Raw genomic sequence first — 15,424 nt, 5'->3', positions numbered from 1 at the left:
GGTGCCGACAGCTTTCCTCCATGCGCCCGGTGGGTGAACTCAGCGGCCAGGGCCGGCCTCTCGCCCTTGGTGCGGGTCCGGCTGCTGGGGGTGGTGCGTGCGTTGGTCGTCCTCGCGCGCCGGGTGCGGTGCGTCGGCGTCCTCCCGGTCGGCGTAGCGGTTCATGGTGGCGCGGGCCTGGTCGGCCGCCTTGGTGAAGACGTCCTGGAGACGGCGCAATCGTTCATCGGTGAGATCGAGGGCTTCCACGTCGGTGCGCGATGCCTTCAGGGCTCGCAGTGCCGTCAGGTCGATCCCCGGTCGTGGCCAGGCCTCCGGCTCCTGGTCGTGCTCGGGGTCGGCGTCCCGGGGCGCGAGCAGCTGCTCAGGCATCGCGGCCTGCTGGTGCGCGACGACGTCGTACGCCCGGCCCCGCACGGCAGTGGCGGTGCGCAGCTTCTCCCGCACCACCGCGCCGACGAGGACCGCACGGTCGTACTGCAGCGGGATCCGGGGGATCTCCCACTCCCCCGCGTCCTGGCCCGGGGGCCGGGGCGCAGCCGGCTCGCCGGGATCGGCCGGAGGTTGCCGGTCCGGGTCGGGTGCGGGGGTGGGTGGGCGGTGCCGGGCGGGGAGGTCGGACAGGGCCCATCGGGCGGTGTAGAGGCGGTAGTTGGCCTCCAGGCCGCGCGCGGTCTTCGGCTCGCTGATGTCCAGGCAGTGGGTGGAGATGGCGGCGGCCACGATCTGGTCGTCCAGGCCGGGGTCGCGGCGGCGGCCGCGCAGGACCAGGGCGAGGTGGCGGCGGGCTTCGGCGAGCAGGTGCCGTCGGTGGAAGCGGCCGCCGTCGTTCATCACGAACACCGTCGCGGTGACGTCGACGGCCGCGAGGGCGACGTCGACCACGGGGGCGACCCGGGCCCAGATCGCCGCAGCCGCGGCACGGGCGTACTCGAGGAGGGAGTTGATGATGTCGACGGCCACCCCGGAGGTGAGGATCGCACTCTCCTTCCACTCCTTGCGCAGCTGGGCGAGTGGCCGGGTCTTCTGCTTGGGCGGGCGGGTCTTGCGGGCGGCGATCTGGTTCAGCTTGGCGCGGGCCTTCTCCGAGACCACGGGCAGGAACCGCGGGGTGCCGTCGTCGTCGACGGCGGTGACGTACTCGTGCTCCAGCTCGGAGAGGCAGGCGGCGATCTGGTCGCTGCGCCGGGAGGTCCAGCGGATCAGTTCGTGCGGCACCCCGGCAATCTCCATCACCGGCCGGCGCCCCGGGGTGACGGTGCGCGGCTCGGTCGCCAGCCCCAGCGCCTCGCAGACCTCAGCGGCCACGAGTTCGTTGTAGAGCGCGGAGGCGGCGACGGTGTTCTCGTGCAGGGCCGTGGTGTGGATCGAACCCCACTTCCCGTCCAGACGCTGCCCCTTCACGGACAGCAGCAGATGGTCATGGAGCAGCGGCATCCCGGAGCGCGCCTCGTAGTGGCGGAAGCGCGCGGCGACCAGACCGCCGGGCGGCCGCACCCGGTAGATGCCGTCCTTGCCGTAGCGGATCACCGCGACCTCGTCCTCGATCCACTCCAGCACCCGCTCGATCGCGCGCTCATGCGCGGCCTCGATCACCCGGCGGGTCTCCTCATCCCCCAGCGCCCACAACAGGTAGATCGTCGGCTGCGGCCGGAAGACGAAGTCGACACCGGTGACCGTCACCCGGCGTCCGAGGGCGCCAGCCTTGAACGCCGTCTTCGGGGACTCATCCTTGGCGAGAAGGTCGGCCTCGATCCGGTCCGCGTACGGGTGCCGGCCCCGCTCGCCGAAGAGGTTCCGCAGCTGCGCCTCGGCGACCTCCTGCCCCGGCGTCAAACCGAGCACGGCAAGTCCCCGGCCTATCCATCGTCCGGCCGGGACGCCGGCTTGCTCCTGAGCCTCGCGCATCGGCGTACGGGCTGGGCGGCGGCCGTCGCCGACAACGGTCTGGCGCAAGAAGTAGCGGTACATCTGACCGGCTCGGACGATCCTGATATCCACTGTCATGGAGACCACGCCACACGGCTCTGACCTGCAAGGAAAGGCCGATCAGCGGCACGTCCCGCCAGGCGGGAGCAGCGGCCGAACTTTCTTCTCAGGAGCCCGCCAGGCGGGAACCTGCCCCGCACCGCGAGCGAATGTCATCGCTCTCCGGTCCCAACCCCACGCACCGGTGACTCACCACCGAACGCAATCAAGCGCGACCCAGCCCCTGGTGACCCAGGTTCACCGCACGCGCCCATCCGTACCCCGCCCTCGCGCCGGGGGGCTTCGTGCTTCCTGGAGGAGTTTTCGTGCCGACCTTCGAGACGCTCCCCGCTTCACCACCGACCTCCATCACCTCACCCCCGCCCAGCGGCGACGCTTCCGCCGCGTCGTCCTCGAAGCCTTCGTCCCCGACCTCCGCACCGGCCGGTCATTCCGGCCCGGCTTGCGCGTAAAGGGGGTGCGGGTCGCCCCCGGCGCCTACGAGCTCACCTGGGCGCCGGACCGGCGCGCCGCGTGGTCGTACGGACGGGAGCTGCGCCACGGACGCCACATCGTGTGGCGCCGGATCGGGACCCACTCCATCCTCACCGGCCCCTGGCCGGGCGTGGCCGTCGAAGGCGAGGGTCCAGCAGCGATCATGGATGGCCAGCATCACGCGGACTGGCCGTACTCGTTGGGCGGGACATGAAGCACTCCACCACCCCCCTGGACCCGCTGGCCGAGAGCGCGGTGATCGCCGTGTGCGCTCTCGCCGACGCCGCAGGACCTGAGCGGTGGAGCAGCGGAGCCTTCGAGGATGCGGCCACCGCGCTGGAGGTCCTCGCTGGGGCGCTGTCCGAGCTCAGCCCGGAGGCTTCTGAGCTCCTGGAGGTCGTCCCGGCCGCCGTCGCAGCGTTGCGTGAACAAGTGGAGCGGGCACCGGCCGTGGCCGTGCCATCCGGTCCGGCCGACCGTGTCGAGGACCCGGCGGTGCTGAGCACGGGCCTGCGGCGGGCTCTCGCCGCGCACGGCCTCTCTGGGCACCGGGTTCACCAGCTCGGCCCCGCTCTGCTGACCATCACGCTGGACGCGGCCCACGCCCAGGCCCTCGCCGTACTCCTCGCCGCCCGGCGTGAGCTCCCCCGCCAGGCGCTGGCTGCCGAGGACGAACCCCGGTGGGGTGCGGGGCCAGCCGAGACGGCCGCTGCCTCGCTCGCGGCGGCTCTGGTCGCCTACGGGCCGGGGACGTATGCCCGGGTCCTTACTTCCGGGCAAGTCACCGCTGGTCTCTCCCCGGCGGCGGCCCGGCAGGTGACCGACGTGCTGAGAAGCTGTGTCTGAGGCCTACATGACAAGACCAAGCGCCTCGGATGAGCCATCTATGCTGGCCCACAGCAGGACAGGGGGAAGGGGCAGCTGGTGGACTGGTTCTGGTGGGTTCTCATCATCTTCTGGACGGGCGGCTTCGGGTGGGCAGCCGAAAACGTCCGTACCGCACTACGCAATCGGCATGAACGCAAGATGCAGTTGCTGGAGGCGGCGAAGCAGGAACGGTTGGCCGTCGAAGCGGCTCACAAGCCGCCGGAGCCAGTGTGCGGATGCACGCACCATCTCGCTAAGCACGACAAGCAGGGCCAGTGCCACGAACGCGTCGAAGTGCCAACGGCCTGGGATGAGAACAAGAAGCCGCTGCGCTACGAGGCTGGCCAGTGCAACTGCCAGCAGTACGTGGGACCGCAGCCTCTGTCACAGGTCTTCGCGGAGGACCTGACTGACCTCGCCTGACCAGGATGGGCAGGGACGGTGTTCCCCGGCTGCGGCTGATCGTGGTCACGGGCGACGATGCGGGGCCGCGGTTGTGTCGTGGGTGCGGTGGTCCGCTGATGCCGTCGGCGAAGGCGGCAGCGGTGTTCTGTTCGTCGGCGTGCCGTTCGCGACACTGGCGTCGGCTGCGGCGGGCGCGGGTGCGGACCGAGGCGGTCCAGGCGGCCCGGACGGCGAACTGTCCGGAGTGTGGGGTGAGTTGGGTGGTCGGGGTGGACCATCCTGCCTCGGCACGGTGCTGCTCTCCCCGTTGCCGCAAACGGTCCTGGCACCGGCGGCGCACGGGGCGAGGCGGGGTGTGAGACCGCGCGCTCTGCTGTGGCAGGACTGCTCCGTGCGCCGGGCCGGTGCGCCCTGGCGACTGGTCCAGCACCGCCGGATGGTGCCAAGTGGCGGGTGTTTGCGGCAAGTTGACGGCACGAAGGGTGCCGCGCCGGGCCCGTGGGGGTGGGTGCGGATGTCCGCGATGATCGGGAGTGTGACCCGGGACCGTTACGACGAGCTGGTCAAGCTGGGGCGGGACTGGGTAGCCACGATGAGCGGCGTCCAGTGGCGGCTTGGGGATGCGGCCCTGGAGATCGAGCCGATGCGTTCGTATGGGGGTGTGAATCCGTCCGGGAAGGACGACCTGTTCACCGTCAGTGAGGCCATCCGGATGTTCGCGGAAGACGTCGGCCTGGCCTACACGACGGTCCGCGGCTACCGGTGGGTGTCCTCGCGCTGGCCGAAGGAGCGCCGGCGGGCAGATGTCTCGCACACCATCCACAAGGTCCTGGCGAGCATCCCTGATGAGCAGGAGCGTTTCGAGGCGGTCAACACCCCCCCCGCCCCATCCCCGGGGAGGCCCTGCGAGGTGGACGCACGACAGCGCGAAACGGGTGGTGGGCTGGAAGGTCGACTCCCCGGAGAGCGTCCAGGAGAAGGTGGAGGCGATCCATGACCTGGCCAGCGACGACGCGGTCGCGGCGGTGGTGACCGCCGACTTCCTGCGCCGTCCGACAGTTGCTTCGAAGGCCATGGCCGATGACACGGCCCGGCATGCCGTTAATGAGGCGCAGTTCGATCGGTTCCGTCAGCAGGCCCAGTTCGTGCACGAGGAGGCCGCCCCGCAGCTGCACCGCATGGAGCACAGCGCCCAGTTCATGGACCTGGTCGCGGCCTGCGCGCAGTTCGTGGCCACGGCCGGGAGGATCGTGCCGAACCTGCGCGGCGAGCACTACGACGACGGTGAACGCGAGACGATCGGGCGAGGGCTTTCGCGGGTACGCGCCGCAGCCGACTGGATCGAGAACGCCGTCACCCGCGGCGAGGTCGACCTCGACGAGCAGCTTCAGAAGCTGCTGAAGGGCTCGGGTGAGTAGGCGATGGGGCGGGGAGTCCCCGCTCATGTCCACGCCGAAGCCATCCTCAGCGCCCTGCTGGAAGCCCGTCCCGCCGGCCTGACCATCGTCCAGTTGATGGCCGCCACCGAACGCACCCGCGCCCAGGTCCACACCGGGCTCGCACATCTGCGCCAGGTCTCGGCCGCGACGGGCCTTCCGCCCGTGACCTGGGACCGGAAGTGGGGATACCGCATGCTGGACGACGCGCCGGAGGTGTGGATCGGCTACGAACGGGCGTTTTTCGAGGCCGTCCACCACCGGGTGGAGAACTTCGTCGCCGGGACCCTCCTCCCGCACCAGAAGAAGACCCCGAACGATCCCTACATCCGCACGGTCATGGCGCAGATGGGTGCGATCGAATCCACCCTTCAGCTGCTGGCCAATCTGGAGTGAACCGAAGCACGAGAGGCATCGGGCCGCGACCGCCCCGCAGTTGGCCCATCCACCGGTCGCGGCCCGGCATCGTCATGCTGCTGCCCCGCTACCGTTACCCCTCCGACACCAGTGACGTCGAATGGGCCCTGCTCAAGGGCTTCCTCCCCACTCCCGCTTGCCAGACCCCCAAGGGCGGGGCCCCGGAGAAATGGCCCCGGCGCCGCGTGGTCGACGCCATCCGCTACATCACCGATAACGGGGCGAAGTGGAGGGCGCTGCCCGCTGACTTCGGCATCCCGTGGCGCACCGTATTCGGCTACTTCGCCCGCTGGGCAAAGGCCGGCGCGCTCAAGCGGATCCTTGACCAGCTCCGCCGACGGTTGCGGCTGCGCCGTCAGCGCTGTGCCTGGCCGGTCCGGGTGATCGTGGACTCCCAGTCCGTCAAAGGTGCAGAAACAGTGTCGAACGCGACACGCGGATACGACGCAAACAAACACATCAATGGCAGGAAGCGACATCTCCTCGTTGACCAGGACGGCCTGCTCGTCGACCTGCTCGTCACCCCTGCCGACGTCCAGGACCGCGACGCGGCACGCATCCCGCTCGCCCGCCTCCACACCGAACACCCCGAAATCGTCCTGGTCTGGGCGGACAACGGCTACGGAGGCGAAGAGTTCAGCACCTGGGCCCAGGACACCCTGGGCATCACGATCAAGATCGTCCCCCGCCCCAAGGACGCCAAGGGCTTCGTTCTGCTGCCCAAGAGGTGGGTGATTGAACGGTCAAACTCATGGACAATGCGGGCCCGGCGCAACGCGAGGGACTACGAGCGACTGATGTCCCACGCCGAAGCTCACATCCAGTGGGCGTTCATCACGCTCATGTCGCGCCGCCTGGCCCGCCCCCGCCGCAAGACCGAGGCGCTCGCCGGGATCACCGGCCCGGTCCCACGGGTTTCCGCAGACCGGGTCTCGCTGCCAGCCAGGTGGCCGACCCCGTTCGCTGATGACCCTGCGGTCCGTACACCTTTCCGGCCGCCGTGGCGGTGAGCCAGTCGGCGGCTTCGGTGTCGGTCATGAACAGTGCCTGCGTCGGACGGGCGGTGCCGTCGTGGACGTCGTGGACACGGCCCGGGTGCGCGCTGTTCTTCGGGGCGTTCTTCGGGGCGGGGCCGACTATCAGGGCGAGCTGCTGCCAGGTGCCCGCGCCGGGATCACGGTGGCGAACTGCTCGCGGGCGGCGGGGGCAAGGCCGCCGACGGCGGCCCGGCCGTTGTAGAGGACGTTAATGCGGGCCGCGCGTCCCTCGTACAGGACCTCCTCGAGTGCGGTGATGGCCGGAGACTTCTTCGGGTCGTCTTTCTGCCGGGGCCTGGCCGGGACGGTTTTGGTGCGGCTGCCGTCGCGCGGATGTTGCGAAACCCCCTGCGGACGCGGGCGGGAGTGAGGCGGCGGGCTCGGCGGGTCGCTCCCAGGGACGGCGAAGGGGCGCAGTTGGACGGCGGTGACGAGCGTCGCGTCGTCGGCGGGCCCCAGGCGCACGGCGTCCAGCATCGCGACCCAGGAGGTGCGGCCGGACTCCAGCGCGGCAACGAAGGAGTACGGCCAGCCCGGCACGAACTGGTCCGTGTTGCGGTCGCCTCGTCCGCAGACGTGGCAGAACAGCCGATCGTCGCTGGTCGAGGCATCGGGGCGGAGCCAGTTGCTCACGGCCACGGCCAGCACGATCCGCCCGTCGGCCGCTTCGGCAGCGGCAGGCCGGCCAGCGCGCGGCGCAACCGCGTCGGCTCCAGCCAACCGCAGTCCAGAGCCGCGTACAGCGCGCCATGTCCGCGCCGGTACTCGAGCGCCAGCGACAGCTCGACCAGGGTCTTCACCGGTCCGTCCGTGCACAGCACCGCGTCCGTGAGCTCGAAGAGCGCGTCCGCTCGGGCGTAGAGGCATTCGTGGAACTCGACCCGAAAGCGGGACAAGATGCCCAACGCGCCGCCTACGGGCGCGTCGACTGGGAGACTCACGGCAGCGGCCGTTCTCTTGTGCTTCGTTACTCGACATCTCGAAGCGTGGAGAACGGCCGCCTCCGCCGTCCCGGGAAGAACCGCAGATCAGCAGGTCGGGTGACCTGCGAGGATAAACGTCTTACACCGGTTCAGGCTGTTGTGCCGGTACCCGCAGGGATGAACCCTTGAAGATCTTGGGTTCCAGCGTGTTGTATCGCTGCTCCCCGCACCCGCGGGGATGGTCCCCTCAGGTCGCACTCCTCGCCGAGCTCCGCGGTTCGCCCACTCCCGGCGCATGGCGTTGAGCGCATCAGAAGTCAGCCTCCGAGCAGGTGATGTCTGCCAGGAGATCGGCTATGCCTCCATGGGGCTGCTTCAGCCTTCGCTTCGTTCGCCAGTACGAAACCCATTGAGCCAATGGGCCTGTCCCAGGGTGTACTCATGCACGCGGAATCCCTCCGGAGATCGCCTGAACCCAGGCAGGGGCCGTGCTCGCTCGATACGCTCTTCGGCCAGCTTCCTACTGGCATACAGACCGAGGACTTTGAAGCTGTCCTCACTGTCGTCCCAGAAGAGCGGTTCACCGTCTTCCATGAAATCGGATGCAACGTCCTCGGGATCAAGAGAAATGTGATGCCTGTGCACCAAGAGGTAGAAAGTCTGGTTCATTGTAACCCTTCTTCGTTCGACCGGAGGCTGATTCAGTCCTGCTGCCGTCCGTCCGGGTACTCTGTGAAGTACCCGTCGACCCACTCGTCTTGGTCGATAACCAAGGGTGAAATGTCAAAGCAAACGGGCTCGTCTCGAAATCCTGGAAGCACCATAGACGTCTCTCTCTGCGCCTCGGCCGCCGCCCTGTCGGCATAGACGCCGATGATCCTCCATTCCTCCTCATCTACATGGATCTCGCCGTCCGGATCCCGGTGGATCGTTCGGCCGTCCTCCTCCAGAATGAGATGCCGAGCATGCCACAGAATAAACACTTCATTGCCAGGTGCAGGGTCATTCGCCATTGCTTACGCCTCCTTAAAATCATATGCGTCCGGGGGCGTGACCAGCGCACGCCCCCGGACATTCTATGGGTGTCGATTACTTTCGTTCGAGATACTTCTTGGCCTTATTGATAGGCCCGCCTGGCCCCTTCTCCTGCTTTGTAGGGGGCCGACCGAACGCTCTCTTGAAGTATTCGATCGCCGACTGCTCCGCCGACTTTCCAGGGATCTTATTCTTACCCCTGACGAAACTCGGGGCATCAGTGGCGCGTTCCTTGCCGGACTTCTTGGATGCCTTCGCCCAGAGGATCTTGACCTGGCGGATGGCCCAGGCCTTCCCCTTCCACCAGATGAGGGCGATGATGGCCAGGACGGCAGCAACGCCGATGGTGGTGAGGACCGTGCCGGCGCTCACTCCTAGTCCCGCGGCACCGACGAGCGCCAGGGCGGTCATGCGTCCGTCGAGGTCGAGCATGTTGACGGGATCGGCGCATACATAGTCGTAGCTGTTGCAGCTGCCGCCGTTGACGGGGTCAATCGACAGGAAGCGCCCTGTGCCCGAGTTGTACAGCCGGATGCCCATGAGGGTGAGTCCGGTCACGGTCTCACCGGACCGCTGGTGAGCGCCGAGCCAGTCGTAGCGGGCTTCTGCCTGACCGGCTCGGGGGTTTCCGTACTCGTCGGCGTCGAGCACCGTGGGCGCGACGCCGGCGTCCAGCGGGAGAAGCAGGCCGACGTCACCACGGATGTTGGTGAGCTGCAGGACCGTGCTGCCGGTCTTGGCCGTGGTGGCGGCCAGTCGGCCGTCGGGGCCGGTGACCATGCGCGTCAGCGCGCCGGTGGCGGCGGTGTCCTCAGTGATCCAGCGGGGGCTGTCGCCGTCGCTGTCGTAGTGGTTGACTTTGGAGCCGGTCTGGGTCCAGGCGGAGCCGCTGCCGGATTCGGTCTTCCAGGAGCGGAAGCGCAGGCTGGCGTCGAGCTGCCAGGTCTGGCGCGTTCCGTTGGCGGTCTGCTGGTAGGCGAGGTCGTTGGCGTAGTAGCCGACCGTGCCGTTGCCGGGCGCCGTGGTGGTGCGGCCGAAGGCGTCGTAGGTGTAGCCCGTGTCGACGAGGCGGTCGGCACTGTCGTAGGTGTGGGTGGTGGTAGTGCCTCCTGTGGTGGGGCAGTCCAGACCGGGGGCGCCGGCCGCGGTGGTGAGGGACTTGCGGTTGCTGCGGGCGTCGAAGCTGTATGTCCGCTTGGTGCAGACGGTGTCAGCGGTGTCCTCAGTGGTGATGAGTCGCCCGGCCTTGTCGTACGCGTAGGACTGATCGGACCAGCCCGCGTGGGTCGCCACCTGCCCGAACACGGAGCGGGTGACCGTGTCGGTCAGCGCACTGACACCGTCGCTGTCGCGGGTGTAGGTACGTTCGACAAGTGCGCCGGTTGTGTCCTCTGTCTGCCGCAGGGTGTAGCCGCCGGGCAGCTTCTGCGTGTTGACGGAGCCGTCCGCGCCATAGGTGGCCTGGAAGACACCGGCGATGGAGTCCGTGGTCTTCGTCGCCATGCCGCGCGGCTCAGCCGAGTGGTCGTAGGCGTAGGTGACGGTGGACGGGGTGTTGTCCGTGGTCTTGACCGGGCGGTCGAGCAGGTCGTACTCGGTCGCGGTGACGCCGCCGTCGGCGTCCGTGTACGAGACGAGGCGGCCAAGCTTGTCGTGTGCCCTGGTGATGGTGCCGCCGGTGGGCGACGTCGTCTTGACGGCCTGGCCTGTGGCCGGGGCGTACTCGGTCGAGGACTCCGGCACCGCTTGGCCGACGCCACCGGTGATGGCGACCTTCGTCTGCCGGCCGGCGTTGTCGTACGTCGTCGTCGTCGTTCGGGTGAATCCGTTGGCGGTCTCCGTCACCTTGGACGGCTTGCCCCACCAGTCGTACTCGGTGGTTGTGGTGAGCAGCTGAGAGGGGTTCGTGCCGCCGCTGGTGATGGCACCGGCCGGGCCGGTGGAGCAGACCAGGTCGGCCCACTCCGGTCGGCCCTGGCAGGTGCCGGTGCCTGTGGCGGACCAATAGGTGGTCACCCGGGTAGCGGCGTCCGTACCCGCGGCACCGGGTAGAAGCTGCTTGGTGATGCGGCCTTGGGTGTCGTACTCGGTCGTGGTGGTGATGGCCAGACCGCTGGGGTCGTGGACGGTCCTGGTCGGCAGGCCCTTGGCCCAGTCGTAGGAGATCTGGGACGTGCGGGTCTCCGCTTGGATGCCGGGGTGTTCGCGGAGCTGGGCACCGGCGGTGCTTTTGGTGATCTGGTCATTGACGTTGGCGGTGCCGTCTGTGGGCCGGCCCATGTCGTACTCGTTGACGACCCAGCTGCGTGCGGTCACCGAGGTGCCGGCGGCGACGAGGGTGGTCGTACCGGACTTGAGGTCGGCGGTCAGGTCGATCCGGCGCAGCGGCCCGAACTTCTCTAGCTCACGTGTACCACTCTCGCTGTACACCGAGGTGGTAGCCAGGTGGTTCGCCCGCTCGGCCGTGGGCAGCGAGGCGATACCCAGGTCGTCCAGCACGGCGCGGTCTGCGGCACTGATGCTGAGGGCCACTGCCCGATTGGCTGCCGAGAGTTCACGGACGGTGTTGCCGAAGCGGTCGAACTCCGTTGTGGCGATGTGAGCGCCGGGAGTGGCCGAGTTGACCTGACGGCCGGACGCACCGAGGTAGTACACCTCGGCCCGCTTGTAGTCGGCCGCGGTCAGAGCGTTGCCGGAAGCCCCTGCCGGGATCGCGTCGGCGGGGAAGACAGCGGTCGCGTCAGTCGGCGCGTCCAGCTGGCCCCATCCCTTCACATCCGCGGCGCTCATCTTGTACGGGGCGGCGGTGCCGGTCAGCGGCACGTCGTAGACGACGCTGGTGGTGGCGGTGCCCTCCTGGACATCTGTAGTGCCCTGCTTCAGGCCAGACCGGGACACCTTGAGGAGCATGCCGTCACCGGCTGTGGCGGCGTTTCCGGCCTTGCCGTACGTGAACGTCCAGGGCAGTTCACCGGGCGGAGTGAGCGTGGTGACGCGTCCCGCGCCGTCGTAGCCGTATTCCGTCTTCAGCGGCGGGCTGATCTGCGGGTTCCACGCCTGGCGCAGACGGCCGGAGTCGTCGTACACGTACGTCTGCACGGACTTCGAGGTCGCTGCGGCAGCGCCGGGGGCAGTCGTCCACAGGCGGACCTCCATCACCTGACCGGCCACGTCACCGAACGCGCCCGCGGTGGCGGTAGTGGACGTCGCATAGACGAACTCCATGACGCGGCAGCCCTTGGTGGCCACGTCGGCCGCACAAGCGGAGGTGGCAACGGCCGAGGTCGGCGCGATGACCCGCTTCGGGCGAGCCAGCTTCTTGCCGTCGAAAGTGACCGTCTCAGAGATCACAGTGATGGTGGAGTTGGACACGCCCTCCACCAGAGTGCTGGAGACCTGCCACGTGGTGGCGGAGGCGTCAGGCTTGGTGAACACGGTGAGCGTGCCCTCGCTGTCGGACAGCGTGAACGTTCCCGTCACACTGCCCTTGAGGGTCAGGTCCTCAGCGCCGGGCTCGGGGATCCACGCGGTCTTCGCCGCGTTTGAGGTGAAGTGGGTCTCGTCTCCCTCGGAGCTGATGATGGCGACTGCGGTGTCGGAGATACGACGGATGTGTGAGTAGTCGGACTGCGTTGTCTCGGCGGCGGCGCCGGCGACCCACTCCTTACCGAAGATCGGCGCCTGGCCCTGCTGCTTGGCCCCCTTGTCGGGCGTGCGGGAGGAAGCCGCACGCGACAGGGAGGGGCCGAACGCGGAGGCGTCCGTGGCCGACAACGTGAAGTCGCCGGTGAGTAGGTTCACCGAACCGGGACCCACATCGGTCGAGGCGGCGCCGGAGGCGTTGCGGTCGACGACCACTGTCAGGGGCTGAGTGCTGCCCGACGCGGAGTCCGGACCGGTGAAGTCGGCTTTGATCTGGATGCTGCCGTCAGGGTTGACGGTGTCGGTGGCATTCCACACCAGCGCGGCGTTCTTGCCTCCGCTCATCGGCACCGGCCAAGCGGTCAGGGCCGTGCCGCCGGAGGTCACCTGCCCGGCCGGGATCGGCTGCCAGGGGTCGGCTTCGGAGCGGCGCCAGGAGAAGGACACCGCGTTGTACTTCGTGCCGTCGGCCTCGGCGGCCAGGGGCAGTCGGCGCGCGGTGCGCTCGCCTGCGGCCGGCTGGACGAAGCCGCCCGGTCCGGCGTGGAAGGTGTACGAGATGGACTCGGACTTGTTGTCCGCTTTGTCGACCTGCCGGACCTGGAGGGTGTGCGTGCCGTTCTTCGGCGGGGTGACGGAGATGGCCTTGGCGGCGGTGGAGCCGCCGGTGGCGGCCTTGATCCAGGTCAAGCCGTCCAGGGACCACTCGAGCCAGTTGTGGTCGGTGCCGTTCGGTGTGACGGTGAAGGTGCCGGCCTGGCTCGCGCCTTTGACCCAGGCCGTGGTCGGGTAGTCCGTCGAGGTGACGCCCGTCGGTGCGATGGGCGAGGTGGTGTCGACCGTGAAGGTCTTCCACTCCGACCAGCCCAGGCTGTAGTGGGTCCCGTCGTACGGGCTGCTGCGGAACTTGTACGTTTTGCCGTTCGTCAGCACGCCTGCCGGTACGACGACCGGGGCGGGCTGCCCGGAGGGCACGTACTTGGAGACGATGACGTCGCCGACCTGCTTGTCGGTGGCGCTGTCGAAGATCTGGAAGGTGCCGTTGACCTTGTCGCCGTTGGAGTCGACGAACGTGTCCCGCAGCGTCGGCGTCACGGTGTTGACCGTGTAGGCGCCGCCGTAGGAGGAGTACGGCGGGCCGGCTTCCTGCTTGGTGCCGGTGCGAGGACGGTAGTTGTAGTCGACTACCAGCTTCGGCGGGTTGGACGCGTTGTTGGCGGAGTTGACCCGCTTCCACTGCGCGGTCAGCGTCTCGCTGGTGGCGCGCAGGCCCATGCCGGAGGTGGAGTTCTTTGCCGAGGCCCACTCCTGAACGAGGGCGGTGACGTCGGCGTTGATCCAGCCGTCAGGAGCCGCGGTGCAGCCCGCGTTGCCCTTGGTCTCGGTGGAGTGGGCCTTCTTCGCTGTCCAGGCCGGCTGCGAGGTCCAGCGTGAGGCGGTGGACGCCTTGCCTGTCGACCACACTTCCCAGGGCTCGGCGGTGCAGGCGGTGTTGCCGGAGTGGAAGTTCCACAGGCTCAGCTTCGCGTCCGACACCAGCGCGTCAGAGATCGGCGCGGTGTTCCACGTGATGAACGAACGCGCCGTACGCGGTGTGCCGTTCGAGTTCGTCGTGCCCGGGTTGCCGAGGTCGAGCTCGGTGTCGGACGACCAGTCGACGGTCTCGCCCTGCTGCACATACGTGTCGAACAGGTTCCCCAGCGCCGACGTCGAGGGGTCGACCGTGACCGGGTACGTCGTCTTCGGGTCCGCCAGGAACTGCGCATCCGGCGTGAGGACCAGGTCCACGCCGCCCCTGGCCTTGACGACCTTCATCGCGACACGGGCACGCCGGGTGTGCTCACCCGAAACCTTGTCGACGCTCGCGTCCCACATGACGGGTGCCGGCATGACCGCGGTCTTCTTCGACTTCTTGTCGGTGAAGAGGAGGCTGCCGTCGTTCTGCTGCTCGACCTTCAGGCCCTTTGACCTGAGAGGGAGCGTGTAGGAGAAGCCGGCCGCGGGCCTGCTCTTCACCTCCACGAACTGCTCGAACCCGGTACGGGTCGCCTCGACGACGACGTCTGCACCCGGCACGGCGTTGGCGTACGTGGCACGGGTGCCGTCGAGCTTCGGAGCGGGCAGTCCACCCCTCCACTGCAGAGTGATCTGCTTTTCGCCCTCACCCAGCGTCACCAGGTCGGTGGCCACGGCTGTCTGAGCATCCTTCAGCGAGGACGCCTTCCTGCCGGACTTCCCGGACAGGCGAAGACCGCCTGGATGCGCTGCTGGCTCGACCGACCCGTCGGACAGGGCCGCGAGGTCCACATCAACATCGCGCCACTGTCCGGAGTCATCCTTGAAACGGACGGGGCCGGCAGCGATCTCCGACGTGAGCGACCCGTCCTTGTTCACCCACGTAGTCGACGACTCAGTCCGCTCGGACAGAGCCTCGACACGCTTGCCCGACAAACGGGCCAGGACACGAGCCGACGGAATGTCGCTCGCCGAAGTCGCATACTGCCGCGACTGCTTCAGCGGCATTTTGATGTCAGACGGGCCGGCCAGTGCCGTTTCCCCGTCCTGCAGCAACGTGATCGCCATGGTCAAGGCGAGAGACGCGGCGGTCCTGCGTCTCCACACGCCTGGAGCCGACCGGGCACCACGGTGCCAGGCCGTCAACCTTCGATTCATCAGTTCTGAAACCCCCCACAAAGCTGACCCACAGTTAGGGCAGCAGGACGGAAAATAACCCACCACCAAAATGTGATAGATGATGCGAACTGCACACGCATGTGATCTTTACGTGTGCTCGCATCAAGAACTTGGCTTGAAATAACACACGCCACAGGGAACCCATCTGCACCACCAGCACCACACGAACAAGATCCCCCACCGTCGATGAACCCGGCGGCACGGGATCACGTGAGGTGGTTTATCGACTCCCAGTCACCAGGGAGTCGTTGCGAGGGGCTTGTGACTTCACCTATGCATCCCGACAGGGGCGTCGCAACAGTCGGGCAGCGCTGCTGCAGGCTAGCCTCTTTGGCCGTCAACGCCTTCAACTGCGGGCGCCGGGGCTGCCACGGGCGCCGCTCCGTGCTGGCGCGAACGGTTCGAGTCGCCGCGCTTCAGCCGGTGCGTGCGGGGGCGTGCCTGTGTACGCGGGCTGGATGTCACGGGATGCAGACTGGATCGGCCACCCAGGTTGGAGGCCGAG

The 15,424-nt window shown here is 68.2% G+C and carries 11 protein-coding genes and 1 pseudogene; 7 read left to right on the top strand and 5 right to left on the bottom strand.

Annotated elements, in window-relative coordinates; translation table 11 throughout:
• Window positions 1–39: 39 nt before the first annotated feature.
• Window positions 40–2,007 carry a MobF family relaxase gene (gene mobF, locus OG293_RS39160; RefSeq protein ID WP_405996722.1) on the bottom strand — a complete coding sequence of 656 codons (1,968 nt, stop codon included), beginning with the start codon at window positions 2,005–2,007 and terminating at the stop codon, window positions 40–42.
• 439 nt (window positions 2,008–2,446) lie between these two features.
• Here mobF and OG293_RS39155 point away from each other — a divergent pair, with 439 nt between their 5' ends.
• The 7 genes from OG293_RS39155 (at window position 2,447) to OG293_RS39125 (ending at window position 6,598) form a co-directional block, all read left to right on the top strand.
• Window positions 2,447–2,677, top strand: a complete 231-nt coding sequence (locus OG293_RS39155) for a hypothetical protein (RefSeq protein WP_405996723.1) — start codon at window positions 2,447–2,449, stop codon at window positions 2,675–2,677.
• A complete protein-coding gene (locus OG293_RS39150; protein ID WP_405996724.1) occupies window positions 2,674–3,309 on the top strand; it encodes a hypothetical protein in 636 nt (211 codons plus the stop codon). Before OG293_RS39155 ends, OG293_RS39150 begins: the two co-directional genes overlap by 4 nt.
• Window positions 3,310–3,387: 78 nt before the next feature.
• A complete protein-coding gene (locus OG293_RS39145; protein ID WP_405996725.1) occupies window positions 3,388–3,753 on the top strand; it encodes a hypothetical protein in 366 nt (121 codons plus the stop codon).
• A 517-nt stretch (window positions 3,754–4,270) separates the two neighbouring features.
• On the top strand, window positions 4,271–4,732 hold the full coding sequence (locus tag OG293_RS39140; protein ID WP_405996726.1) for a DUF6192 family protein: 462 nt from the start codon (window positions 4,271–4,273) through the stop codon (window positions 4,730–4,732).
• Window positions 4,671–5,153: a DUF6192 family protein gene (locus OG293_RS39135; RefSeq protein WP_405996727.1), complete on the top strand. Its 483-nt coding sequence runs from the start codon at window positions 4,671–4,673 to the stop codon at window positions 5,151–5,153. The genes OG293_RS39140 and OG293_RS39135 overlap by 62 nt, the downstream gene beginning before the upstream one ends.
• A gap of 3 nt (window positions 5,154–5,156) precedes the next feature.
• Complete coding sequence (locus OG293_RS39130; RefSeq protein ID WP_405996728.1) at window positions 5,157–5,567, top strand: RacP protein; 411 nt, start codon at window positions 5,157–5,159, stop codon at window positions 5,565–5,567.
• Between the two features lie 74 nt (window positions 5,568–5,641).
• Window positions 5,642–6,598, top strand: coding sequence for an IS5 family transposase (locus tag OG293_RS39125; RefSeq protein WP_406003456.1), 957 nt, complete (start codon window positions 5,642–5,644; stop codon window positions 6,596–6,598).
• A 438-nt stretch (window positions 6,599–7,036) separates the two neighbouring features.
• On the opposite strand, the pseudogene OG293_RS39120 reads toward OG293_RS39125, so the two are convergent.
• The 4 genes and pseudogenes from OG293_RS39120 to OG293_RS39105 all read right to left on the bottom strand — a co-directional run.
• Window positions 7,037–7,530: pseudogene (locus OG293_RS39120) on the bottom strand (transposase); the annotation flags it as partial.
• A 393-nt stretch (window positions 7,531–7,923) separates the two neighbouring features.
• A complete protein-coding gene (locus OG293_RS39115) occupies window positions 7,924–8,217 on the bottom strand; it encodes a hypothetical protein (RefSeq protein ID WP_406003455.1) in 294 nt (97 codons plus the stop codon).
• Between the two features lie 32 nt (window positions 8,218–8,249).
• A complete protein-coding gene (locus OG293_RS39110; RefSeq protein ID WP_406003454.1) occupies window positions 8,250–8,561 on the bottom strand; it encodes a hypothetical protein in 312 nt (103 codons plus the stop codon).
• A gap of 76 nt (window positions 8,562–8,637) precedes the next feature.
• Window positions 8,638–14,808 (bottom strand): DNRLRE domain-containing protein, encoded by a 6,171-nt coding sequence (locus OG293_RS39105; protein WP_406003453.1) that lies wholly within the window; start codon window positions 14,806–14,808, stop codon window positions 8,638–8,640.
• Window positions 14,809–15,424: the final 616 nt, after the last annotated feature.

Origin of the sequence: Streptomyces sp. NBC_00829, assembly GCF_045161795.1 — a bacterium.
In the GTDB taxonomy this organism is placed as follows: Bacteria; Actinomycetota; Actinomycetes; order Streptomycetales; family Streptomycetaceae; genus Streptomyces.
Note: the sequence above shows the minus strand (reverse complement) of the source record. Positions and strands in the feature narration are given on the sequence as shown.

Bases quoted from the DNA above. Each gene is read 5' to 3' on its own strand.
- mobF (WP_405996722.1), bottom strand. From the start codon at position 2,007: ATGACAGTGGATATCAGGATCGTCCGAGCCGGTCAGATGTACCGCTAC.
- OG293_RS39105 (WP_406003453.1), bottom strand. From the start codon at position 14,808: ATGGCGATCACGTTGCTGCAGGACGGGGAAACGGCACTGGCCGGCCCG.
- OG293_RS39115 (WP_406003455.1), bottom strand. From the start codon at position 8,217: ATGAACCAGACTTTCTACCTCTTGGTGCACAGGCATCACATTTCTCTT.
- OG293_RS39150 (WP_405996724.1), top strand. From the start codon at position 2,674: ATGAAGCACTCCACCACCCCCCTGGACCCGCTGGCCGAGAGCGCGGTG.
- OG293_RS39130 (WP_405996728.1), top strand. From the start codon at position 5,157: ATGGGGCGGGGAGTCCCCGCTCATGTCCACGCCGAAGCCATCCTCAGC.
- OG293_RS39110 (WP_406003454.1), bottom strand. From the start codon at position 8,561: ATGGCGAATGACCCTGCACCTGGCAATGAAGTGTTTATTCTGTGGCAT.
- OG293_RS39125 (WP_406003456.1), top strand. From the start codon at position 5,642: ATGCTGCTGCCCCGCTACCGTTACCCCTCCGACACCAGTGACGTCGAA.